19 protein-coding genes are annotated in these 26,359 nt (G+C 28.6%); 17 read left to right on the top strand and 2 right to left on the bottom strand.

The features are described 5' to 3' along the window. The first annotated feature begins 14 nt into the window (after positions 1-14). From LPB03_RS03580 to LPB03_RS03545, 8 genes are all read left to right on the top strand, one after another. Entirely contained in the window at positions 15-527 is a 513-nt protein-coding gene (locus LPB03_RS03580; RefSeq protein ID WP_065319236.1) for a PH domain-containing protein, read from the top strand. After that, on the top strand, positions 520-2,028 hold the full coding sequence (locus LPB03_RS03575) for a PH domain-containing protein (protein WP_065319237.1): 1,509 nt from the start codon (positions 520-522) through the stop codon (positions 2,026-2,028). Before LPB03_RS03580 ends, LPB03_RS03575 begins: the two co-directional genes overlap by 8 nt. Then, on the top strand, positions 2,019-2,951 hold the full coding sequence (gene menA / locus LPB03_RS03570; protein WP_065319238.1) for a 1,4-dihydroxy-2-naphthoate octaprenyltransferase: 933 nt from the start codon (positions 2,019-2,021) through the stop codon (positions 2,949-2,951). The genes LPB03_RS03575 and menA overlap by 10 nt, the downstream gene beginning before the upstream one ends. Before the next feature lie 40 nt (positions 2,952-2,991). Beyond that, on the top strand, positions 2,992-3,507 hold the full coding sequence (locus LPB03_RS03565; RefSeq protein ID WP_065319239.1) for an SRPBCC family protein: 516 nt from the start codon (positions 2,992-2,994) through the stop codon (positions 3,505-3,507). 100 nt (positions 3,508-3,607) lie between these two features. After that, a complete protein-coding gene (locus LPB03_RS03560; RefSeq protein WP_065319240.1) occupies positions 3,608-4,645 on the top strand; it encodes an o-succinylbenzoate synthase in 1,038 nt (345 codons plus the stop codon). 3 nt (positions 4,646-4,648) lie between these two features. Further along, positions 4,649-5,626 carry a CPBP family intramembrane glutamic endopeptidase gene (locus LPB03_RS03555; RefSeq protein ID WP_065319241.1) on the top strand — a complete coding sequence of 326 codons (978 nt, stop codon included), beginning with the start codon at positions 4,649-4,651 and terminating at the stop codon, positions 5,624-5,626. Beyond that, entirely contained in the window at positions 5,613-6,668 is a 1,056-nt protein-coding gene (locus LPB03_RS03550; protein WP_065319242.1) for an AMP-binding protein, read from the top strand. The genes LPB03_RS03555 and LPB03_RS03550 overlap by 14 nt, the downstream gene beginning before the upstream one ends. Before the next feature lie 98 nt (positions 6,669-6,766). Next, a complete protein-coding gene (locus tag LPB03_RS03545; RefSeq protein ID WP_065319243.1) occupies positions 6,767-8,854 on the top strand; it encodes a VWA domain-containing protein in 2,088 nt (695 codons plus the stop codon). A 41-nt stretch (positions 8,855-8,895) separates the two neighbouring features. On the opposite strand, the gene LPB03_RS03540 is transcribed toward LPB03_RS03545, so the two are convergent. Beyond that, complete coding sequence (locus LPB03_RS03540) at positions 8,896-9,546, bottom strand: peptidoglycan-binding domain-containing protein (RefSeq protein ID WP_065319244.1); 651 nt, start codon at positions 9,544-9,546, stop codon at positions 8,896-8,898. A 386-nt stretch (positions 9,547-9,932) separates the two neighbouring features. Between LPB03_RS03540 and LPB03_RS03535 the strand changes: the two genes are divergently transcribed. After that, entirely contained in the window at positions 9,933-10,469 is a 537-nt protein-coding gene (locus tag LPB03_RS03535) for a hypothetical protein (protein ID WP_065319245.1), read from the top strand. A gap of 57 nt (positions 10,470-10,526) precedes the next feature. Here the strand turns inward: LPB03_RS03535 and LPB03_RS03530 are convergent, their stop codons facing one another. After that, on the bottom strand, positions 10,527-11,147 hold the full coding sequence (locus LPB03_RS03530; RefSeq protein ID WP_065319246.1) for a metallophosphatase domain-containing protein: 621 nt from the start codon (positions 11,145-11,147) through the stop codon (positions 10,527-10,529). Between the two features lie 241 nt (positions 11,148-11,388). Between LPB03_RS03530 and LPB03_RS03525 the strand changes: the two genes are divergently transcribed. The 8 genes from LPB03_RS03525 to LPB03_RS03495 all read left to right on the top strand — a co-directional run bounded on the left by LPB03_RS03525 (position 11,389) and on the right by LPB03_RS03495 (position 26,262). Then, positions 11,389-16,434, top strand: coding sequence for a translocation/assembly module TamB domain-containing protein (locus tag LPB03_RS03525; protein ID WP_065319247.1), 5,046 nt, complete (start codon positions 11,389-11,391; stop codon positions 16,432-16,434). A gap of 5 nt (positions 16,435-16,439) precedes the next feature. Beyond that, entirely contained in the window at positions 16,440-18,719 is a 2,280-nt protein-coding gene (tamL, locus tag LPB03_RS03520) for a translocation and assembly module lipoprotein TamL (RefSeq protein ID WP_065319248.1), read from the top strand. Between the two features lie 194 nt (positions 18,720-18,913). Continuing rightward, positions 18,914-21,292, top strand: a complete 2,379-nt coding sequence (locus tag LPB03_RS03515; RefSeq protein ID WP_065319249.1) for a heavy metal translocating P-type ATPase — start codon at positions 18,914-18,916, stop codon at positions 21,290-21,292. Continuing rightward, the gene (gene hemN / locus LPB03_RS03510; RefSeq protein WP_139058954.1) at positions 21,289-22,653 is read left to right on the top strand and encodes an oxygen-independent coproporphyrinogen III oxidase; all 1,365 of its coding nucleotides are present in this window, start codon (positions 21,289-21,291) and stop codon (positions 22,651-22,653) included. Before LPB03_RS03515 ends, hemN begins: the two co-directional genes overlap by 4 nt. A 99-nt stretch (positions 22,654-22,752) precedes the next feature. After that, complete coding sequence (ccoS, locus tag LPB03_RS03505) at positions 22,753-22,920, top strand: cbb3-type cytochrome oxidase assembly protein CcoS (RefSeq protein WP_065319396.1); 168 nt, start codon at positions 22,753-22,755, stop codon at positions 22,918-22,920. A 16-nt stretch (positions 22,921-22,936) separates the two neighbouring features. Then, positions 22,937-25,132 (top strand): cytochrome-c oxidase, cbb3-type subunit I, encoded by a 2,196-nt coding sequence (gene ccoN, locus LPB03_RS03500; RefSeq protein WP_065319251.1) that lies wholly within the window; start codon positions 22,937-22,939, stop codon positions 25,130-25,132. Positions 25,133-25,136: 4 nt separating this feature from the next. After that, a complete protein-coding gene (locus LPB03_RS16495) occupies positions 25,137-25,304 on the top strand; it encodes a cytochrome c oxidase subunit IV (RefSeq protein WP_026777565.1) in 168 nt (55 codons plus the stop codon). A gap of 13 nt (positions 25,305-25,317) precedes the next feature. Then, positions 25,318-26,262 carry a cbb3-type cytochrome c oxidase N-terminal domain-containing protein gene (locus LPB03_RS03495; protein ID WP_065319252.1) on the top strand — a complete coding sequence of 315 codons (945 nt, stop codon included), beginning with the start codon at positions 25,318-25,320 and terminating at the stop codon, positions 26,260-26,262. Positions 26,263-26,359 lie beyond the last annotated feature (97 nt).

Below are 26,359 nucleotides of genomic sequence, written 5' to 3'. Positions count from 1 at the left end.
ACAACAATAATTCTATGACAGATTATTTTCAAAATTCAGAAGTTGTTTCTTTACCAGATATTATTAAAGTTGAATTTACAAAAATTGATAAAAATTATTTCAAGGTAATTTTAATCAATTTTTTTTTAATATTCATTTTTCTTTTTGTGGGACTGGTTTTGTTAGATAAATTTACGTTTACTGAAGAAATAACAGCATATTCAATTTATATATACGCATCATTTACAGTTTTTTTTGGATTGATTTTTCTATTTTTACTCTTTAGTTTTCCTAAAAGAATGTATGTTCTTCGAGACAAAGATATTTCTTACAAAGCTGGTTTATTTACAAAAACAATTACAACAGTTCCGTTTTCAAGAATTCAACATGTAGAGATTGATGAAAAACCATTTTCTAGAATTTTTAATTTAGCTTCCATTAGTGTTTATACTGCAGGTGATAGTAGTGATGATTTAGAAATAAAAGGCATCAACAAAGAAAAGGCTTTACAAATTAAAGAGTTTATTAGCACAAAAATAGATGAATAATTTGTTTGATTTTTCAACTTTTTCAAGGCAATCTACAAAAGGAATTTTAGTTATTTATATTGCTCATCTTTATAAATTTCTAAAATTAACTTGGATTCTTGTTTTTTTGATTGTAAAAGATTTTACCAAAATAACAAACAAAGTAGATGCAATTTATATTTATGCAGGAGTTGCCTTTTTTCTAATCTTTTTTTTGGTAAGAACTTATTTAATATTCAAAAATTTTCAATTTAAAATAGAGAGCGAACACTTTATTTTAAAACAAGGTATTCTTAAAAAAACAAATACAGCTATTCCTTTTCATCGCATTCAAAACATTAATTTTAAGCAAAATATTGTTCAGCAAATTATTGGCGTTTTTGAGGTTAGTATAGAAACTGCTGGTTCAAGCACTACAGAAATTTCAATAAAAGCTTTGTCTCTTAAAAAAGCAACAGCTTTAAAAGAAGTTATTTCTAAAAACACAAAACTTAGCGAAGCTGAAGTTATAGAAGAACAACACACAAAACCTTTGGTTAGAATTGGTGTTAAAGAACTATTTAAAGTTAGTTTAACAGAAAATCATTTACAGAATTTATTAATATTTTTTGCCATTGTTATTGGTTTGTTACAACAATTACAACAAGTTACAGATAGTTTAGGGAAAACAGAATTGATAGATGGTTTTATAGAAGAAAATACAAATGCAATTTCTGCAAGTATTTTTTTAGTAATTATTTTACTGCTATTGTTAACTGTTGTTGCTTTGGTAAGTTCTTTTGTAAGAGTGTTTTTAGTTCATTTTAACTTAACAGCGTATTTAAAAGAAGATGCTTTTGAAATTAATCAAGGGTTATTTACTAAGAAATCCATTATTTTAAAAAAGCAGAAAATTCAAAATATTACCATTTCTACAAACCCATTAAAAAGATTGATTGGCATTTCCTTTATCACTTTTAAACAAGCTGTAAGTGGTAAATTGAACAATAAAAAGAAAGATAAATTAATACGAATTGTTGGTTGTAAAAAAGAGCAAGTAGAAATTATAAAGGCCAGTTTGTTTGAGCCAAGTGAAGTTGAAAATAATGAGAAAAAATTTCCTGAAAATTATTATAAAAGAAGAATTTTCATTTTCACATTTTTATTTTTAATTGTTTCCTATACCATTGCATATTTAGTATTTTCTAATTTCGAAATTTTCTATTCTACGATAGTAATCATCCCAATTGTTGTATTTTTGATTTTGAAAAAAGTAAAGAAACGTTTCTATAAAATATCTGATGAAATGCTATTAGTTGGCAAAGGATTATTAGAAACTCATGTTACATATTTAGAGATTTTTAAGGTTCAAAATATAAAAATGCAACAAACTATTTTTCAAAAAAGAAGCAATGTTGCCGATTTAATTTTACAAACAGCATCAGGAAAAATAAAAATTCCTTGCATCGATTTTCAAGAAGCCATCAACATTTATAATCATACTTTATACAAAGTAGAAACGACCAAAACTTCATGGATGTAAAAAGTTTTATAAAAGCTGCACGTTTACGTACGTTACCTTTATCAATTTCAGGAATTATAGTAGGGAGTGTTTTAGGGAATTTCTATGCTTTTGAACAGAGTACTTTGTGTATAAAATATCCTTTTTGGTTAACGCCAATTTTTTGGTTAGCAATCTTAACCACAATCGGTTTTCAAGTTTTATCCAATTTCGCAAACGATTATGGCGATTTTGTAAAAGGCTCAGATAAAAACAGAACTGGAGAAGCAAGAATGGTTTCATCAGGAAAAATTACGCCAAAACAAATGAAAACAGCGATGATTATTACAACCATCATCACTTTAATTATTGCTTTATTATTAATTTATGTTTCTTTCGGAAAAGATAATTTTGGGTATTCAATCTTATTTTTTGTTCTTGGAATAGCTTCAATTACTGCAGCCATAAAATACACAGTTGGTAATGCTGCTTATGGATATTCTGGTTTTGGTGATGTTTTTGTATTTCTATTTTTTGGTTTGGTAAGTGTGGTTGGGAGTTATTTTTTATATACAAAATCCATCAATTTTGAAATATTTTTACCAGCAATCTCTATTGGTTTGTTAAGCACAGCCGTTTTAAATTTAAATAATTTAAGAGATAGAGAAGAAGATAAAAAAAATAATAAAAATACATTAGTTGTAAAATTAGGAACTAATAAAGCAAAAAAATATCATTATTCTCTAATTATTGGAGCTTTAATTACAGCTTTAATTTACGTCTTTTCAAATTACGAATCTCCATATCAATTAATTTTTTTGGTAGCTTTTATTCCGTTGATAAAAAATATAAAAACGGTTGCAGCAAATAAAATTCCTGCAACTTTAGATAGTGAATTAAAAAAAGTAGCTTTAAGTACTTTTCTGTTTGCCATTTTATTTGGCATAGGAAACACTTTTTTTTAAACCAATAGCTCTTAAAATTTGTAAAATATTTTATTAAATTATGAAAACTGTAAAAGTAATTTTAACCATTATTGTTATTTTAACATTAGCCTTTTTTGCGACAGGCATTATTGTAAAAGAAACAACATATCAAGCAACAGTTTCTATAAAGAAACCAATTGAAGTTGTTTTTGCTGAATTTAATAGTCCAGAAAACACCAAAAATTGGATTCCAGAAATTAAAAAATTTGAAGTTGTAAACGAAAATTATGGAAAAACGGGTAGTGTTTATGATATTGTAGTAGAAAATCAAGATCAAGAAATTAAAATGACTCAAAAAGTAATGGCTTATGTGCCTAATGAAAAAGTTACTTTGTTTTTTGATGCTGAGAATATGTTAAAAAAAGACGATTATACTTTTTCTGAAAATTATGGGATTACTACTATAAATTTGAATTCAGCTTGTAATAGCAAATCGTATATTATGTCTTGTATGTTGCCTTTTTTTGCTGATAAATTAGAAGCTCAAAGTCAACTTTATTTAGATAATTTTAAAGTATATGTGGAAGGTAAATAGTCTTTATTGCTAGTTTCTATAAGTAATTTTCACTCAATGTCAGTTCGAGTGATTTCGCTTTTGGGCGAAATTGTATCGAGAACATTTTAATATTTTTATTGTGATAAAAGCAACTTACAAAAAATACATACTTAACTTTAAAAATCCAAGTGGAACATCTAGAGGCGTTTTAAGAACGAAAGAAACTTGGTTTATCATTTTAGAAGAAAACAACAAAATTGGTGTTGGAGAAACAGGACTTTTTAGAGGTTTAAGTATTGATGATGTTCCCAATTACGAAGAAAAACTAATTTGGGTTTGTAAAAATATAAACCAAGGTTTAGAAAAATTATTACCTCAAATTGCTAATTTACCTTCGATTCAATTTGGCTTGGAACAAGCTTTTTTATCTTTAAAAAGCAAATATAAATTTGAATTATTTCCATCTGAATTTACCAAAGGAAATAAATCCATCAACATTAATGGTTTAATTTGGATGGGCGAAAAACAATTTATGAAAGATCAAATTAAAGAGAAATTAAAAACGGGTTTTTCTTGTATTAAAATGAAAATTGGTGCGATTGATTTTGATGCTGAAATTGAGTTGTTAAAATCGATTAGAAAAGAATTTTCTGCAAACGAAATTGAATTAAGAGTAGATGCAAATGGCGCTTTTAGTCCTAAAAATGCATTAGAGAAATTAGAGAGATTATCAGCTTTAAAAATCCATTCTATAGAACAACCTATAAAACAAGGGCAAATTCAAGAAATGGCAGCTTTATGTGCAAAAACACCTTTACCAATTGCTTTAGATGAGGAATTGATTGGTGTTTTTTCATCCGAAGAAAAACAACAATTAATAGAAACTATTCAACCACAATTTATCATTTTAAAACCAAGTTTGGTAGGTGGTTTTGCAGGTAGCAAAGAATGGATTAATTTTGCGACAAAAAATAAAGCAGATTGGTGGATAACATCTGCTTTAGAAAGTAATATTGGGTTGAATGCAATTGCACAATTTACGTTTACGTTGCAAAGTAAATTACCACAAGGTTTAGGAACTGGAGGTTTATTTACCAATAATTTTGAGAGTCCATTAGAAGTTAAAAACGGAGAATTACACTATAATTCCAATAAAAATTGGGATTTTAATTTATAAAAAATGAATTATATACAACAAGCATATAAAGGTCAGTACAAATGGTATTATTGGTTAATTACTATTTTATTGGTGTTTTTTGGTTGGCAAATTTTAGGAGCAATTCCTTTGGTAGCTGTTGCATTTGCGCACGCAGATGGTTTGGAAGCTTTTATGGCAGCTGGTGCAGATAATTTTATGACTTTGGGAATAAACAAAAATTTATTTTTATTCCTGATGCTTTTCACCTTTGTTGTTGGTCTTGTTTTCTTATTGATTAGCATAAAATTTATACATAAAAGAAGTATTACATCTCTAGTAACTAGTAGAAAAAAAATAGATTGGAAACGTTTTTTTACAGGTTTTTTAACTTGGGGAGCTTTGGCAATTGCATTTTCGTTTATTGGTATTTATCTGGAACCAGAGGTTTATACATTCAATTTTAATGCAAAACCATTTTTTATATTAGTAGCAATTTCCGTTTTAATTTTGCCTTTACAAACAAGTTTAGAAGAACTTTTATTCAGAGGTTATTTTATGCAAGGAATTGGTATTATAGCAAAAAATAGATGGTTGCCACTTTTAATAACTTCCATTAGTTTTGGTTTGTTGCATGGAGCAAATCCAGAAGTTCAAAAATTGGGTTCTGTAATGATGGTTTTTTATATTGGTACAGGTTTTTTCTACGGAATTTCTACTTTAATGGATGAAGGAACAGAGTTAGCTTTGGGTTTACATGCAGCCAATAATATGTTTGCAGCCTTTTTAATCACTACAGATTGGATGGTTTTTCAAACTGATGCTTTGTATATTGATACTTCAGAACCTGCTGTAAGTTTCGAAATGTTTTTTCCTGTATTTATTTTATATCCTTTGCTTTTATTCTTCTTTTCCAAGAAATATAAATGGACTAATTGGAAAGATAAACTGACAGGAAAAATAGAAAAACCAGTGAATTTAGAAGAAAACTATAGAATTTTAGAGGATATTGGAACAAAATAAATTCCATAAAGAGTTTAAATTAAATAACAATTCATTTGCTTCTGTTGATGAGTTACAAGCGTTTACAAGAAATTTTTCTGATGAAATTTATCAATTTTTAGAAGCTTGGTTTTCTGATGATGATGCAATTATTGTGAATACTTCAGGATCAACAGGAAAACCAAAACCAATTTCACTTAAAAAAGAATTTGTTAAAAATTCGGCAAAAGCAACAGGTTTATATTTCGATTTACAGGCAAATACAACTGCATTATTATGTTTGCCAACTGCCTATATTGCAGGTAAATTAATGTTGATAAGAGCCTTAACTTTAGGTTGGCATTTAGACGTTGTAGAACCCAACTCAAACCCTTTAGAAACGATTGATAAAAAATACGATTTTTCTGCTATGGTTCCTTTGCAAGTAGAAAATTCGTTAGCTAAACTCAACTTCATAAAAAAACTAATTGTTGGTGGAGGAGTAGTTTCCAATTCTCTTCAAGAAAAATTACAAGAAATTTCTACAGAAGTTTTTGCAACCTATGGAATGACAGAAACCATAACTCATATTGCTGTTAAAAGGTTAAATAATTTTAGAGGCTCAAAAAAAGCTTACAAAGACGAATTTTATCAAACTTTACCAAATGTAACTATTTACATAGACGAACGAAATTGTTTGGTAATTGCTGCTCCAAAAGTTTCCGAAAAATTAGTGGTTACAAATGATGTTGTGAATTTGATTTCTGATGTTCAATTTGAATGGTTAGGACGTTTTGATAACGTTATAAATTCTGGTGGTATAAAATTACATCCAGAAAAAATAGAAGAAAAACTATCTAAAATCATTACAAATCGTTTTTTTGTAGCTGGAATTCCTGATGAAAAATTAGGAGAAAAGCTAGTTTTAATTGTGGAAGGAAATCAACAGGAAATTAATATTGATCTTGCACAATTTTCTAAATTTGAAATCCCAAAAGAAATTTACTTTCTAAATAATTTTGTTGAAACTGAATCAGCAAAAATCCAAAGAAAAAAAACAGTAGCGAAAATCTTCACTAAATAGAAAAGTAAGTTAACCTCTAAAAAAGGAGTGTTTACTCATTATTGGTTTTTTAAAATTGATGATAACACTAGTTTTATACTAACTTTAAAACAACTGTTATGTATAAAAAACTATTTTTTCTGTTGATGATTCTAGGAATTACAATAGTACAAGCTCAAGAAAAAAATATTACTGGAATTGTTTACGAAACTTTTGGTCCTTTATCAGGCGTAAATGTTTTGGTAAAAGGAACCACAAATGGAGTACAAACCGATTTTGATGGTAAATATTCAATTAAAGCATCCATAGGAGATCAATTAATTTTTACATATTTAGGTTTTAAAACAGCCTACAAAACTGTAGGTAAATCTTCTACTATTGATGTTACTTTAATTGAAGATGCCCAATCTTTAGAGGAAGTAGTAGTATTTGGATATGGTACTTCAAAAAGATCTTACACAACTGGCTCTTCAGTTTCATCTATAAAAGCAAGTCAAAATAATGCAAGACACAACAAAATAAATAACGCTTTAAATGGTCGAGTTTCTGGAGTTCGAATTACGAATCAACCAAGTACAAGTTCAGCAATAAGAATTAGAGGAAAATCATCGATTTCTAAAAATAAAGAACCTTTATACATTGTAGATGGTGTTGCTATCAAAAATAATTACAATTCCATAATTAAGGATTTGGATAAAGATGATATTCAAAAAATTAATGTTTATAAAGGACATAAAGCGAAGAAACTTTTTGGACATGCAGCATCTAATGGTTGCATTGTTATCACCACTAAAAAAGGAAACTACAGATTAGAAAATGAGGAATCGTATGCACAAATTCATGAAAATAAATTTAAAAGAGTGCAACTTTCTCCTTTATCAACATTTTCAATAGATGTAGACAAAGCCTCTTATAGCAATGTAAGAAGAATGATTAATAATGGTGAAAAAGTTCCTTTTGATGCTGTTAAAATTGAGGAAATGATCAATTATTTTGATTATCAATATCCACAACCTAAAGACGAACACCCATTTTCAATCAATACAGAATTTGTAGAAACTCCTTGGAATACAACTACAAAATTGGTTAAAATTGGTTTACAAGGTAAAACCTTTGAGCAGGAAGATTTGCCACCATCAAACCTTACTTTTTTAATTGATGTTTCTGGATCTATGGGGTCTCAAAATAAATTGCCTTTATTAAAATCGGCTTTTAAACTTTTGGTAAATCAATTAAGAAAAGAAGATAAAGTTGCTATTGTTGTGTATGCAGGTGCTGCTGGAGTTGTTTTAAAACCAACTTCTGGAAATCAAAAAGAAAAGATTTTAAAGGCTTTAAATAATTTAGAGTCTGGAGGTTCTACAGCTGGAGGAAAAGGAATTGAATTAGCGTATAAACTTGCAGAAAAAAACTTTAAAAAGAACGGAAATAATAGAGTAATTCTTGCAACTGATGGCGATTTTAATGTAGGTGCTTCAAGTAATAAAAACATGGAAAATTTAATTGTTAAAAAAAGAGAAACAGGTGTTTTTCTATCGGTTTTAGGTTTTGGTTATGGGAATTATAAAGATTCTAAATTAGAGATTTTAGCTGATAAAGGCAATGGAAATCATGCGTATATAGATACTATGCAAGAAGCTCAAAAAGTTTTTGGACAGGAATTTGGAGGCACTTTGCACACTATTGCAAAAGATGTTAAAATTCAAGTTGAATTTAATCCAAACAAAGTAAAAGGCTACAGATTAATTGGGTATGAAAATAGGTTGCTAAATGATGAAGATTTTATAGATGATACTATTGATGCTGGAGAATTAGGAGCTGGGCACAAAGTAACAGCTTTGTACGAAGTAATTTTAGCAGGAACAGAAAATGAATTTTTAAAAGAAATTCCAGATTTAAAATACACTGCTAAAAACACAAAATTATCCACAAATAATTATGAATTATTTACGGTAAAATTTAGATATAAAAAACCAACAGAAGATAAAAGTATAGAAATGATACACATTCAGAATGATGTAATTACAAATCCTTCAGAAGATATGAAATTTGCAAGTGCAGTTGCTCTATTTGGTTTAAAATTAAGAAAATCTCAATATATAAATGAAATTAAAAATTCAACAATTATTGAATTGGCAAAAAATGGAAGAGGAGAAGATGTAAATGGCTACAGAGCAGAATTTATAAGACTCGTAAAAAGTATTTAATTCAAAAGAAAAAGGATTCCAAATGCAATCCTTTTTACTTTTTACTCAAACATTATTTCTAACGTTAAATCATCTAAATAACCATCTGCTAAAAGGTTGTTTTTTTCTTCAAAAGCTTTTATAGCATTAAAGGTTTCAATTCTGTAAACACCATCAACAGTAATAGTATCACCTTTTCGATTCAACTCTTTTTGAACTTCATAAATAATAGCATTTTTTTCGCCATTATAAAGTTTTACGTTCGAATTGAAAAGGTTTTTAATTTTATCGTACTTTAATTTTCTTTTGTAAGTTTTTAGATCAACTCCTTCAGTTTCAAGAAATTTTATTTCTTTATTATCAAGTCCTTTTTCTTTTAAATTGGTAGAGTTTTCAAGAATAGCTTCATAAAAATGAACCTTGGCAAGTTTTTTAGCGTAGTTTTCTACAGCAACTTTTGTTTCAATATCATCATCTTCTGGAGTTCTCACATCAATTTCGTTAGCAGACCATTGCAACATTACATAGCTATCTAAAGCCTCAACAGCCTCATAATAGTTCATTAAAATTTCTTGATTGTGATAGGAAATATCAATATTTTTATCGGTTTTGTAATTAATTTCTGGTGATGAGTATCTTTTATATTGGCTATATTTTCCATAACCAATAAGCAAGGCAATAATTACAAGTAAAAATATAATGATTTTTTTCATGTTTATTGGGGAGTTAGGTTGATGTCAATTTTTTAACAAATGTATAAAATCTTTTAGAAAATAAAGATATTATGAAATTTAAGGCAAAGTAAGATAATTTCTTGCATATTTGCACTTTAAGAAAGTAATAAACATACAAATTAATCTATGAATAACATCAAACAACATAAAATCGGGCGTTTTTTACGAATATGGATGTCGTTATTTTAGAATTTAAAATATCTATAAAATAGTAAAAGCGTCCAAAATTCATTTTTTGGACGCTTTTTTATTGAAAGATTAACATCAATTAAAAAATCAATTTTAAAAATGATTTAAAAAGACACGTAGAATAATAATATATTTGCAGAATAAAGCACTGTCTTTTTAGTGAAAAGAAAATAAACATGGGATCAGACATTAACAACTATATATTTAAAGCGTTAGAAAATTACCCTTACGATTTAGATGAAGTCATGGAAGCATTAAATTATGCTTTGTCTTATGACGAAAAAAATACAATGGCATTAACTTTAATGGGAAGAATGTATGCCGAAAAATTATACAAATACGAAGAAGCAATTAAATTTTTTAAAGATGCTTTAGCAGAAAATATTTATGCTTTTGAAGCTTATTTGCCTTATATCAATACACTTTTATGGAATGAAGATTACAAGGAAGTGGAAGAGTTTATCGATTTTGCTTTAACTGTAAAAGGTTCTGATAAAGCAGTTTTATACTTAAAGAAAGCAGTTTTACACGATCAATTAAAAGACTATAAAAAAGCATTAGCTTTTGTTAAATTGGCAAAATTACATACGTATAATGCTGAATTTATGGAAAGTGTAAAAGAAGAAAAAGATAGGATTAAAGGTAAAATGCCAAAGAAAAAGAAAGTAGAAGCCGTAAAAAAGGATAAAAAAGAAAAGAAAAAGAAGAAGTAATTCTTGAAAATCTTAATTTTTTTTAATTTTATACTTGTTTTTGCAGGCTTATAAATATCATAAATTAACCACTATAGGTATGTGTGCACTTTGATATTTTTCATTTAATAAAGAGGCGTTTATAAAAAAGGTATTATTAATGGTGGTTGTTCCATAACCTTCGTGAATATGTCCAAAAACATGCAGTTTTGGTTGTATTTCAAACACTTTCTTTTTTAGTTCTTTACAACCAGAATACAACCCAATTGTTGTTAAATCTAAAATTCCATGTGGAGGCCCATGTGTAATTAAAACATCTGTATCTGTGGGAATTAAATCCCAATGTTTTTTAATTTCTTCACCTCTTTTTCTATTAAATGCCCATTTAAAAAAATCAGGCTGAATTGGAGAGCCCCAAAACTTTAAACCGTTAATTTCACAGCCAGAATCGTTTAAATAAATTAGGTTTTTGAATTCAGTTTTTAAATTGTTTTTTACGGCATTTTCAAAATAAAAATCGTGATTTCCAGCAATAAAAATTTTGTGTTTATGTGGCTGTGATTGAAACCATTTTATAAAAACATCAACTTCTGCTTTTGTTCCTCTTGAAGTTACATCACCAGCATGAATTAAAATATCACCTTTAGGAATCCTAAAGTTGTGGTTGGTGTGTGTATCAGAAATTAAAACAATTTTCATAGGCAGTGTGCAAAGTTAAAGGTATTTATTGATAGTTTGCAGCTGCTTTGTGTAATTTTCCTGAATTTCGGTTAGGTAATAATATTCATAAAATCACAGACTCAACAATAATAAGCCAAATTAATAATTTGTAAACTTTATGTTTTAATAAAGAAACATTGTAAAAGAGTTAAAAAATTATTCAAAAAAGACAATTTTCTGCTAAGAGTATAAATATCTTTACGTTTCTAAATTTTATTAATTGTCTGCTAAAAAACCAAAGAAAAGAAAGTATCGTTTTGTAAGGAGATTGCTACGTGTTTTACTAGGAATTGCTATTCTGTTTTTTCTCTTGTATCTGTTTATCAGAAGTCCTTGGGGACAAAATATTATTGTAGATAAAGCAACGAATTACGTTTCTAGTAAAACCAATACAACTGTAGAGATTGATAAAGCGTTTATCACTTTTGATGGAAATTTGAAAGTTGAAGGGTTGTTTTTAAATGATAAAAAAGGCGATACTCTTATATATTCCAAATCTTTAGAAGCTAATTTGCCACTTTGGGGTTTAATAAATGGCACAGCTTTAGGTGTAGATGATGTAAAATGGAATGGTTTAAAAGCCAATATTATTAGAAAAGATACAGTTTCTGGTTATAATTTTCAGTTTTTAATGGATGCTTTTGCGACAAATTCCACAACTACTGTTGCAAAAGATACCACAACAACATCACCAGAAATTGTTATTGGAAGTTTAAATTTATCTGAAATTGATGTTGTTTATATTGATATTCCTTTGGGAATTGAAAGCCGATTTAAAATTGGCGAACTAGAAACTAACATGGAAACTGTAGATGTTGAAAAGATGGTTTTTAGCATTAATGATTTGAATTTATTAAACTCAAACATCAAATATATTCAAAAACCAGTTTTAATAACTTCTACTGAAGAAGCTCCATTACCAAAATTATCCGCAGAAAATATTATCATAAGAAACACGAAAGTTTACTACAAAGCAGAAGAAAATAATTTGTTAGCAGATTTAAATCTTGTTGATGCTGAGATAGAAAACCCTAACTTGAATTTACAAGAATCAATTTTTAAGATTGATAAATTTGCACTTAGAGATTCACAAACGCTTGTAGAAATACAATCTGCGAGTAATTCAAATTCACAAACTACCAATTCAGAATTTATTTGGCCAGCAATTACTTTGGATGTTAATGAAATTGAAATTGAAAATAATTCAATTAATTACATTGTAAACAACTCTAAAATTAATAAAAATGCTTTTGATGCAAATGCAATTTCTTTGCAGGATGTAAATTTAAAAGCATCTACAATTTTTTATAAAGATAAAAATGCAGGGTTGTTAATTGATACTTTTAATTTTAACGAAACTTCTGGCATCAATTTAGAAAAATTAAATCTGAATGTTCAATTAACAGATAAAAATTTAGATGTTACGAATTTAGATGTTGAACTGAATAAAAATAAACTAAAAGCAAACGCGAGTGTAAGTTATAGTTCTTTTTCGCAGTTTATGGCATCACCAGAAACAGCAAAATTAAAAGTTTCTTTATCATCTTTTAATATATTTTTAAAGGAATTATTTAAGATTGAACCCTCTTTAAGAAACAATAAAATTATTAACGATTTAAGCAAAAAACCATTTACAGGAAATTTATATGCAGATGGTACATTTTCTAGCATAGAAGTTTTTAACAGTAAAGTTTTGTGGGGAAATACCACTCAAATTTATTTAAATGGAATTGTTGAAAATATTACAAACCCTGATAAACTTTCCCTAAATATTCCAGATTTTAAAGCAGAGACTATTAAAAAAGATGTGTTAACATTTATTAAAGAAGAAGATTTAGGAATTCAAATTCCAGAAAAAATTTATTTGACAGGTTCAATTAATGGAGGTTTAAAGGATGTTGCTACCAACTTAAACTTAAAATCATCTCAAGGAACTATTGCTTTAAATGGTAATTTTAAAAATACAAATACAATTGCTTTTGATGCTGATATCAATATAGATAATTATCAACTAAACAAACTTTTAAAAAACGATCAATTAGGAGAAATTTCTATCAACATACATACAAAAGGAAATGGAAAGACAATAAATGATTTAGATGCCGATTTAAATGCGACAGTTTCTGATTTCAAATTTAAAAATTATGCGATTAAAGATTTAAACTTACAAGGAAAATTTAAAGATGGTAATGGAAAATTAACATCAAACTATAAAGACGATAATTTAAATATCACTTTAGATGCTTTGGTAAATTTAGACACTGTAAATACAAAAGCAACTGCAACTATTAATTTAATTGGTGCAGATTTGCAAGGTTTGGGCATTATGAAACGTAATGTAAAAACGGGTATGGATATTTCTTTAGAATTTAATGGAAATTTAAACAGCTATAAAGTAGATGCAGATGTTACAAATGGTGCAGTTGTTTACGATAATAGAACGTATTTATTAGGTTCTATAATTGCAAATGGCTTTGTAGATAAAGACACAACATCGATTACCATCAAAAATAAATTAATTGATTTAGACTTGCAATCTAACACAGATCCTGCTACTTTTAGTAAATCTATTCAACAACATATTTCAAGTTATTTTTATAGAGATGTTGTTGTAACAGATACTTTAAAAAAACCTGTAAACTTAAAATTAAAAACTAAAATTGCACAAACATCTTTGTTGAGTGATGTTTTTTTAGTGAATGTAAAAGATATAGATACCATTAATATTTCTGTAGATTATAACGAAGCTAAAAGAAAATTAGATGCAAAAATTACAGCTCCACATATAAATTATAGTGGTAATAAATTGGATAGTTTAGCTTTTACGATGCATACAAACAAGGATAATTTCAACTTTAAATTTGGCTTTAAAGAAATCCTTGCAACCCCATTAAATATTCCAAGAACCATCATTACAGGAAACCAAACCAATAACGAATTGTCATTAAATTTTGCAGGTTATCATAAAGGTAAAACTTTAATGAACGTAAATACCAAAATTACAGGGAATAGAGATCGTTTAAGTTTTACTGTAAATCCAGATAGTTTAATTTTAAATAGAAACAAATGGAATATTCCAACAGATAATGAAATTGTTTTTACTGAAGGTGATAAATTATTATTTACAAACTTTAAAATTGATAGAGAAAATCAATCTATAGAAATTACAGACAAATTACCAAATGTTGCCAAAAATCATATTGCAATAGATTATAATAATTTTAAAATTAGCGAGGTTTTTAATTATTTGAATCCTGATGAAAATTTAGCAACAGGAATTTTAAATGGAGATTTTGTATTGGAAGATCCGTTTTACGATACTGGAATTATAGCAAATTTAAACGTAAGTAAATTTAAAGTTTTAAATACAGATTTAGGTAAATTAACCATGGATGCTAAATCTTTAGGAAATAATAAGTATGATTTTAGTGCAAAATTAGGTGAAGGTGATATCGATTTAAATTTAACAGGCGATTATTCTGTAACAAATAATGATGCAAATCTAAATTTAAATTTAGCAATTAATGAATTTAAAATGAAAGCGTTAAATTCACTTTCTTTAGGTGAGATCAAAGAAACAAGTGGTAGTTTTTCTGGCGATTTTAAAGTAACAGGAACAACATCCAATCCTAAATATAATGGCGAATTAAATTTTAAAGATGCCGTTTTTAACATCACAAAATTAAATACAAAATTTACCTTACAAAACGAAAAATTAAGTGTTGATAATAAAGGACTTTCTTTAAACAACTTTACAGTTTTAGATGCTAATAAAAATGCTTTAAAATTATCTGGCTCAATAGGCACAGAAAGTTTTATAAACCCAACTTTTAATTTAGATTTAAAAGCAACTAATTTTAGAGTTTTAAACGCTAAAAAAGAAGATAATGCATCACTTTTTGGTTTGGCAACTTTTAACGCAAAAGCAAAACTTACTGGAGATTTACAAATACCAAAATTAAATGCAGATGTTACTGTTGGTGCAGATACAAATTTAACGTACGTTTTACCTGCAACCTATGCAAATATAGAGAGTAGAGATGAGGTTGTTGCTTTTGTAAATCGAGAAAACCCAGATGCAATTTTAACACAAACAGAAGAAAAAACGGCTATTATTAGTGGCTTTGATATTAAAACAATTTTAAAGATTGATAAAAAAGCAGCTATAACTGTTGTAATAAATGAAGAAACTGGCGATAATTTTAAAATTTCTGGAACAGGAGATTTTATTTTTACAATGTTACCAAATGGCAGAATAACATTAACAGGAGGTTATGAAGTTGCAGATGGGCATTATGAGTTAAACCTTTATAATTTAGTAAATAGAAAGTTTAATTTAGTGCCTGGAAGTAGAATTTCTTGGTCTGGAGATCCTTTTGATGCAGATTTAAATGTTACTGCAAGCTATCAAATAGAAACTTCTGCTTCTCCTTTAATGGCAAGTCAAATTTCTAATGAAGATCCATCAGTAAAAAATAAATTTAAACAAGTTTTACCTTTTAATGTATATTTAAATATTGATGGTGAATTGTTAAAACCTAAGATTTCTTTCAATTTAAATATGCCAGAAGAAGAACAAGGAGCAATTGGTGGGCAAGTTTATGGAAGAGTGCAACAAGTAAATCAACAAGAAGAAGAATTAAATAAGCAAGTTTTCTCTTTATTGGTTTTAAATAGATTTTATCCAAATTCAGGAAGTGATGGTAGCTCAGGAGGTTTTGCAACCATTGCAAGAGATAATTTAAATGATGCAGTTTCAGGGCAATTAAATACTTTTTCAGATAATCTTTTAGGAGGTTCTGGGATAGAATTAGATTTTGATTTAAATAGTTATACAGATTATCAAGGAGCAAGTGCTACAGACAGAACTCAATTAGGTGTTACAGCGCAAAAAAAACTTTTTAACGAACGATTAACTGTAAGAGTTGGAAGTGATGTAGACATACAAGGAAGCAGTTCTACAGGAGAAACATCGCCATTAATTGGGAATGTTAGTATTGAATATAAACTATCTGAAGATGGCAGATATCGTGTAAAAGGTTTTAGAAAAAGTGAGTTCGAAAATGTAATTGATGGGCAAACGATTGTAAGTGGAATTGCATTAATTTTTACACAAGAATTTAATGAGTTTAATGAATTATGGGATGCTATTTTTAGGGCTAAAGAAGATGAAGAAGAAATAAAAAAAGCAAAAAAAGAAGCCGCTAGAAAATTGAAAAAGAAACAAGCAGCAACTAATGAAAGTATTCAAAAGAAAAAGAATTAATTTAAATGAAAAATATACAAACTAAAATCAGTTTATTTTTTTTAGTAATACTGTTATATTCTTGCAGTATTAATAAATTTATTCCTGAAGGTAAACGTTTATATACAGGCGCAAAAATTAAGATTGATGCAGATTCATCTGTACAAAAAGTAAATAAACTAAAAGAAAATTTATTAACTGTTGTATCTCCTAAACCAAATACCAAATTTTTAGGAATGCATTTGGGTTTGTATTATTACTATAAAAATCAGAAAGAAAACACCAGTTTTATTAATAGATGGTTGTATAAGAAAATTGGTCAAGAGCCTGTTTATCAAGAAGATGTTGAGCTGTTAGATGTAGAAGATATTTTAAGAAATCGATTAGAAAATAACGGTTTTTTTTACAGCACTGTAGTTTCTTCTTTTAATGAAAAAGAAAAAAGAGCTTCAGCAACCTATACTTTAAAAGTACCAAAACCTTATAAAATGGCAAATTATAAGATTGATAGTATGATTTCTCCAATTTATAAAGATATTAAAAAAGCCACTTTAACATCTCCTTTTCAAGAAGATATGCGTTTCGATTTAAATAACTTGAAATTAGAACGTCAACGTTTAGACCTTGAGTTAAAGAAAATGGGGTATTATAATTTTAATCCTAATTTTTTAATTTTTGAAGCAGATACCAATCAATATACAAATAAAAAGTTTGATTTATTTTTAAAATTAAAAGCAAACGTGCCTAAAAAATCTACTGTTCCTTATACTTTAAAAACAATTAATGTATATCCTAATTACAATTTAAAAGATTCCACAACTACAAAGGCTATTAAATTCGATTCTATAAATTATTATCAAGATGAAATATTTTTTAAACCTGAATTTTTAGACGAATTTATCACTTTAAAAAAAGGAAGTAATTACAACCCAATAACCTCTAAAAACACTGCAAGACGTTTGTCTTCAATTGGTGCTTATAAATATGTGAACATTCAATATAAAGAATTAGATTCTACCATAACTGGTAATGAAGGGAATCTGGAAGCAAACATTTTTTTATCGCCTTTAACAAAAAGAGCGCTTCGTGCAGAATTGCAAGCAGTTACAAAATCTAATAATTTTGCAGGGCCAACTTTAGGCTTAACTTTTAGTAACAGAAATTTATTTAAAGGTGGTGAAACTTTAAACATAAGCTCTACAATTGGTTATGAGACTCAAGTTTCTGGTGGAGATAATTCAGGTTTAAGCAGTTTAGAATTAGGGTTAAAATCCGAATTAATTTTTCCAAGAGTAATATCTCCTTTTTCTTTTAGAGAAGATTTTTTCGAATATTCGATTCCAAAAACAAAAACGAGTTTAAGTGCAACCTATTTAAGCAGAAGTGAATTATATACGTTACTTTCTGGAACTGCACTTTTTGGTTATGTTTGGAACGCGAATAAATATATTACATACGAATTCAACCCAATCTCTGTAAATTACACACGCTTATCGAATACAACACCAGAATTTGAGCAAATATTAGAAGATAATCCATTTTTAAAGCGAAGTTTCGATCAGCAATTTATATCGGGTTTAACCTTTGCTTTTACGTATAATGAAATGGTAAGCTCATCAAAAACTCATCAATTTTATGTAAATAGTACTTTAGATGTTGCAGGAAATTCTATTAGTTTATTTGATAAAGAATCGTCTACAAGCACATCAAAAGAATTTTTAGGATTAGAATACGCACAATATGCAAAAGCCGATGTTGATTTTAGATATCATTTTAATTTTGGTAGAAATAAAGAACAAAAAATAGCAACAAGATTATTTGCAGGTTATGGTTTGGCTTATGGAAATTCTGATGTTGTGCCCTTTGTTAAACAATATTTTTCTGGAGGTCCTTATAGTGTTAGAGCGTTCAATATTCGTTCTTTAGGACCAGGAACTTATGCAGATACCACTTCAGAAGACAACAGTTCTTTTTTCGATAGAACAGGTAATATTCGTTTAGAAGCCAATATTGAATATCGTTTTCCTATTTATTCTTTCTTTAAAGGCGCTGTTTTTGCTGATGCTGGAAACGTGTGGAATTCTTTTGCAAACCCAAGTTTTAATGGGCAAGATAAATTCACGTCAAACTTTATAAACGAATTAGGAATGGGAGCAGGAGTTGGTTTGCGAATTGATGTGCAAGGTTTTGTAATTCGTTTTGATTTAGCTGCGCCTTTTCACGATCCTGGTTTGCCAGAAGGAGAACGCTTAGATTTTAGGTTTGATGAGCCAGTTTTAAACTTTGCAATTGGGTATTCTTTTTAAATTCTGATAATAAACGAATTGTAGTTCCTGTAACTGCACCAATACTATTTTCAAATACTTCGTACAATACATTGTTCATATTTGCTTATTTAATAGATGAGTTTACTAGGGAAACAAATATCTTTAAAAGATGATAAATATCATATTTTAAAATTTATTCTTATCGGAAATTTGCACTAGGCAAAAGAGTAAATATGAATACGATACAGTGCTATCATTGTGGAGATTCTTGTAATGATACTAGTATAAATGTTGAGGAAAAAAGTTTCTGTTGCAATGGTTGTAAAACTGTTTATGAAATTTTTTCTGAAAACGATTTAACTTGTTATTACGATTTTCAAGAAAATCCAGGAGCAATTCCAACAGAAATTCAAGGAAAATACGATTTTCTTGACAACAAAACTATCCTCGATAAATTATTAGATTTTAATGATGATGCTACACAAATTGTAACATTATATATTCCTCATATTCATTGTAGTTCTTGTATTTGGGTGTTAGAAAATTTGCATAAATTAAATTCAAAAATAACAACATCACAAGTAGATTTCCCTAAAAAAACAGTAAGAATAACATACAATTCTAGCACTATTTCACTAAAAGAAATTGTGCTTTTATTAAGTTCAATTGGTTACGAACCTTATATAAGTTTAGAAGATTATGAAGCTGGCAAAAAGAAAGTTAACAGAAGTTTAATTTATAAACTTGGTGTAGCAGGTTTCGCGTTTGGAAATGTTATGTTCCTATCTTTTCCAGAATATTTTGAAGTTGATGGTTTTTGGATAGAGGAATACAAAAATATATTTCGATGGTTGATGTTTTTCTTCTCTTTACCTGTTGTTTTTTACGCTGGTAAAGATTATTTTATATCTGCTTATAAAGGTTTGCGTTCAAAAATTTTAAATATTGATGTGCCAATTGCCTTGGGTATTTTGGTATTGTTTGTTAGAAGTTCTGTAGAAATTATTTTCGATTTAGGAACTGGTTTTTTTGATAGTTTAACAGGCTTGGTTTTCTTTTTATTGTTAGGAAAGTATTTTCAACAAAAAACTTACAACTTCTTATCTTTTGAAAGGGATTATAAATCGTATTTTCCAATTGCAGTAACTCGAATTTTAGCGAACAATAAAGAAGAAAATGTTCAGATTTACGATGTAGAAAAAGGCGATAGATTATTAATAAGAAATCAAGAATTAATTCCTGTAGATGGTATTTTAATCAACGGAAATGCACAAATAGATTACAGTTTTGTTACTGGAGAAGCTGTGCCAGTTGCCAAAAAATCTGGAGATAAATTATTTGCTGGAGGCAAACAGTTATCAGGAATTATAGAAATGGAAGTTTTAACTTCTGTTTCTCAGAGTTATTTAACACAACTTTGGAGTAACGATGTTTTCGCAAAAGATAAATCATCCACCTTTAAAACACTAACAGATAACATCAGTAAAAATTTTACCATTTTTGTGTTATCAGGCGCATTTTTATCTACGTCATTTTGGCTATTTTATGATGCTAGCAAAGCCTTAAATGTTTTTACAGCAGTTTTAATTATTGCTTGTCCTTGTGCAATTGCATTGGCAGCACCATTTACTTTAGGGAATTTATTACGCATTTTTGGAAAGCAAAAATTCTATTTAAAAAATGCCACAGTTATCGAGCAATTAGCAGGAATAAATTCTATTATTTTTGATAAAACAGGTACACTTACCACCAATAAAGAAAGCACTATTTCTTACAATGGAATTGCTTTAAATCAACAAGAAAAAAGGATTTTAAAAAGTGCTTTACGAGCTTCCAATCATCCATTAAGTAGAAATTTATACAACACTTTTGCAGATTTAGAAACCTTAGAAATAACAAATTATGATGAAGTTGTTGGGAATGGAATCAAAGCAAAATATAAGGAAACTTCCCTAAAATTAGGCGCTGCTTTTTTTGTGAAGAATGAAAACGAAAAAAGCTCTTTAGATACAGCTGTTCATATCAGTTTTAATGATGTTTATAAAGGGAAATTTACTTTTAAAAATTCATACAGAAAAGAGGTTGTTGCACTTTTAAACTCTCTAAAAAACGATTATGATTTGGCAGTTGTTTCTGGCGATAATGAAGGCGAAAGAGATTATTTAAAAGAAAATTTACCTAAAAACACAAATTTATTATTCAATCAAAAACCCAATGATAAATTAAATGTTATTGCAAAATTACAACAAGAACATAAAAAAGTTGTGATGGTTGGAGATGGTTTAAATGATGCTGGAGCTTTAGCACAAAGTGATGTTGGGATTGCTTTATCAGAAAATATAAATGTGTTTTCTCCTGCTTGTGATGCTATTTTAGATGCTTCACAATTTCATAAAATAGGAACGTTTTTACAAGCTTCAAAAAAAGCGATTACAATTATAAAATACTGTTTTATACTTTCTTTATGTTACAATTTAATAGGATTATACTTTGCAACAACAGGTCAGTTAAAACCAGTAATAGCAGCAATTTTAATGCCTTTAAGCTCTATAAGTGTGGTTGTTTTTACAACAGTTGCCACTAATTTATTAGGAAAAAAAATAAATAGATAATGAAATCATTAATTCAAAAATACAATATTTCAGGACCAAGATATACGAGTTATCCAACTGTTCCTTTTTGGGATGCTGCAACTTTTAGCAAAGAAAAATGGATTGAAAGTTTTAAGAAATCATTTATAAAATCAAACGAAAAAGAAGGTATCAGTTTATACATTCATTTACCTTTTTGCGAGAGTCTGTGTACGTTTTGTGCTTGTCATAAACACATTACGAAAAGACACGAAGTTGAAGAAGAATACATACAAACCGTTTTAAAAGAATGGCAGTTATATGTTAATTTAGTTGATGAAACACCTATCGTTAAAGAATTACATTTAGGTGGAGGAACTCCTACTTTTTTCTCAAAAGAGCAATTACAAATTTTAATGGACGGACTTTTTAAAATAGCAAAAAAGCATCCAGAAGCTGAATTTAGCTTCGAAGGTCATCCAAATAATACAACTAAAGACCAATTGCAAACTTTGTACAATTGTGGCTTTGAAAGAGTAAGTTTTGGTGTGCAAGATTATAACTTAAAAGTACAAGAAGCAATTCATAGAGTACAACCTTTTGAAGCTGTTGAACAAGTTACAAAATGGGCAAGAGAAATTGGCTATACATCTGTGAGTCACGATTTAATTTTCGGACTTCCTCATCAAACCAAAGAAAACGTAATTTATAGCATTAACAAAACAAAAGAATTACAACCAGATAGAATTTCATTTTACAGTTATGCTCATGTGCCTTGGGTAAAAGGAGTTGGGCAAAGAGGTTTTAATGAAGATGATTTGCCAAAAGACGAAGAAAAAAGGCATTTGTATGAAATTGGTAAAGAGTTGTTTGCAGAATTAGGTTATGAAGAAATTGGCATGGATCATTTTGCATTAAAATCGGATAGTTTGTATAAAGCAACCATCAACAAGACATTGCATAGAAATTTTATGGGATACACATCAAGCAAAACACAATTAATGGTTGGTTTGGGCATGTCATCAATTTCTGATTCCTGGTATGGTTTTGCACAAAATGTTAAAACAGTTAAAGAATATCAGCAACTTGTAAATAAAGGTGAAATCTCTGTTTTTAGAGGTCATATTTTATCAGAAGAAGATACAGTCATTAGAAAACACATTTTGAATATGATGTGTCATTTTAAGACTTCTTGGGATACAAAAGAAACTCAAATAAAAAATATTGATACACATTTAGCATTATTAAAAGAATTAGAAGAAGATGGTTTGGTTCAAATAGAAAAATCATCCTTATCAATACCAGAAAAGGCAAGACCTTTTATCAGAAATATCTGTATGGCTTTTGATGTGCATTTATTATCAAAAAAACCAACCACAAAATTATTTTCACAAACTATATAAATCAAAAAGCATTAACATTTTATTAAGAAACATGATAAATGTCATATTTTAAGAATTAGATGCTTATTATTTTTGATGTATCAAATTATCAGGCAAGATATGAGCGTAATATACCTACTACTAACACTAAGTATTCTAGTGGCAATTGTATTCTTTATTGCATTTATTTATTCAGTAAAAAAAGGGCAGTATGATGATTCATACACGCCTTCAGTTAGAATGCTGTTTGATGATGAACTCGTAAAAGAAGATAAAAAAAACAAGTAAAATTTAGATTTTAATTATGGAGATGCAACAGTTTTATTATGACAATAAAATAGTCAAGAAGTTTATTTATGCTACCCTAATTTGGGGGATAGTTGGTTTTAGTGTTGGTTTGCTTTTGGCATTTATGTTTTTATTCCCAAATGTAACTGACGGAATTTCGTGGTTAAGTTTTGGACGTTTAAGACCTTTACATACCAATGCTGTAATTTTCGCCTTTGTTGGTAATGCAATTTACGCTGGGGTTTATTATTCTTTGCAACGATTGCTAAAAGCAAGAATGGCAAGTAACTTTTTAAGTAATTTTAACTTTTGGGGTTGGCAAGCAATTATTGTTGCAGCAGCAATTACACTTCCTTTAGGGTATACATCATCAAAAGAATATGCAGAATTAGAATGGCCTATAGATATTATGATTGCTTTGGTTTGGGTTGCATTTGGTGTAAACATGATTTGGACAATCTTACAGAGAAGACAACGTCATTTATACGTAGCAATTTGGTTCTATTTAGGAACTTTTGTAACAGTTGCAGTTCTACATATTTTTAACAGTTTAGCATTGCCTGTTGGTTTCTTAAAAAGTTACTCAGTATATGCAGGTGTGCAAGATGCACTTGTGCAATGGTGGTATGGACACAATGCAGTAGCGTTTTTCTTAACAACACCGTTTTTAGGATTGATGTATTATTTTGTTCCTAAAGCAGCAAACAGACCTGTATATTCTTATAGATTATCAATTGTGCATTTTTGGTCTTTAATCTTTATTTATATCTGGGCAGGACCTCACCATTTATTATACACTTCTTTGCCAAACTGGGCTCAAAATTTAGGAGTTGCATTTTCTATTATGTTATTAGCACCATCTTGGGGTGGTATGATCAATGGACTTTTAACTTTAAGAGGTGCTTGGGATAAAGTAAGAACAGATCCTGTTTTAAAATTTATGGTAGTTGCAATTACTGGTTATGGAATGGCAACTTTTGAAGGACCCATGTTATCACTTAAAAACGTAAATGCAATTGCTCACTTTAGTGATTGGATTATTGCTCACGTTCATGTTGGTGCATTAGCTTGGAATGGTTTCTTCACATTTGGTATGCTATATTGGATGATTCCAAGAATGTTTAAAACTACTTTATACTCTAAATCATTAGCTAATTTCCATTTTTGGATTGGAACTTTAGGAATTATATTATATGCTTTACCAATGTATGTGGCAGGTTTTGTGCAAGCATCAATGTGGAAACAATTTAATCCTGATGGATCTTTAACGTATGGTAATTTCTTAGAAACAGTAAACGAAATTATTCCTATGTATTGGATGCGCGCTATTGGTGGAACCATGTTTATAATTGGAGCTATTGTAATGTTGTACAATGTTGTAAGAACCGTAAAACAAGGAAGTGGAGTAGAAGATGAGTTAGCAGAAGCTACAGCTTTAACAAAAATTTCTAAACACAGAAGAAAAGGTGAAGGTTACCATACTTGGTTAGAAAGAAAACCTATCAAATTAACAATTTTTGCAACAATTGCCATTTTAATTGGAGGTATTATTCAAATTGTACCAACGTTGTTAGTAAAATCTAACATCCCAACTATAAGTAGTGTAAAACCTTATACACCTTTAGAATTAGAAGGACGTGATTTATATATTAGAGAAGGTTGTGTAGGTTGTCATTCACAAATGGTAAGACCTTTTAGGAGTGAAGTAGAACGTTATGGAGAATACTCTAAAGCAGGAGAATTTGTGTATGATCATCCATTTTTATGGGGAAGTAAACGTACAGGACCAGATTTACATAGAATTGGATCAAAATATTCTGATAGTTGGCATTTAAATCATTTTTATGATCCACAAAGCATCTCTCCAGGTTCTATAATGCCATCTTATAAATGGTTAATTAGAAGTAAGCTAGATAAATCGAATACTGTAACTAAAATGGAAGCAATGGTTTCTTTAGGTGTTCCTTATTCTGATGAAGAAATTGCAAATGCACAAGCTTTAATGGATGCTCAAGGAAAACAAATCGAAGAGAATTTATATCAAGATCCAGATTTTGCTGAAAGTTATGAGGCTGATAAAAAATATGCTAAAGAAAACGGACAAGACTTTGTGGAAATGAAGGATAGAGAAGTTGTCGCAATTATTGCCTATATACAAAGATTAGGGACAGATATTAAAGTTAAAGACGAACAAAAAATTACTAAAAACTAAGAGTATGTTTAAATTTATAAAAGGCCATTTAGAAACAATTACTGGTATAGAAATATATCCATTAATATCACTCCTTATATTCTTTACTTTTTTTGTAGCCTTATTTTGGTGGGTGTTTACAGCAAAGAAAGAGTACATCAATAAGGTTAGTAATATTCCTTTAGATCAATAAAAACAGCATTATCATGAAAAAAAAGATTCAATCTATAGTTTATATACTATTTATACTAATAACATTTTTTGCACTTGTAAATGCTTTTAAGTCGTATCAAAATCCTTTAAGTATTTATGAAAACCCTTTAGTTTGGTTTGCATTAATTGGTTTTATAGCGGTTATTGTTTTAAAGGAAGTTGTAAGTTTTATAGCAACATCAAAAATAACTGAAATAGAAAATGAAAAAGCAGGAATTATACCTGAAGATCCAAACCTTTGGATAAAGAAGTTATTGGTGAAATTTACAAGATCTAAATCTATTGATGAAGAAGAAGATATTGTTTTAGATCATAATTATGATGGAATTAGAGAATTAGATAATTCGCTTCCTCCTTGGTGGGTGTATATGTTTTATGCAACTATTTTATTTGCTGTTGTGTATTTAATCCGTTATGAAATTATGGATGGTGCAACTCCAGAAATGGAATATCAACAGGCTGTTGCAGAAGCAAGAATAGAAATCAATAAATATAAAGCAACTTCACCAGATGTTTTTGACATTGCAAATCTTGAGCTGTTAACCGATGAAAAAGATTTAAAAAGAGGAAAAGCAGTCTTTAATTTAAATTGTGCTTCTTGTCATTTAGGTGATGGAGGAGGTTCTATTGGACCAAACTTAACAGACCAACATTGGATTTTAGGAGGTGGAATTAAAAACGTTTTTAACACAGTTTACAATGGTGGTAGAGATGGAAAAGGTATGATTGCTTGGAACAAAACTTTAAAACCAGAAGATATTGCAAAAGTATCTAGTTATGTTATTTCTCTTGGAGGTACAACACCTGCAAAAGCAAAAGAACCTCAAGGAGAAATTTGGGTTGATGAAACTGTAAAAGTTGAAGAAGTAGAAGTTGAAATTGAGAAAACTGAAGAGGAAATTAATGGGAATACTGTAAAAGTAGAGATTGAAAATTAAATAGAAATTATAAAAGAGGATCAATAGGAAACATTGAAAACTAAATAAGAAAGTAAAGAAGATTATTTAAAGTTAATAGATTAATAAAATACAGAAA

It is taken from the genome of Polaribacter vadi (assembly GCF_001761365.1).
In the GTDB taxonomy this organism is placed as follows: Bacteria; Bacteroidota; Bacteroidia; order Flavobacteriales; family Flavobacteriaceae; genus Polaribacter; species Polaribacter vadi.
This window is presented reverse-complemented; position numbering and strand designations above follow the sequence as displayed.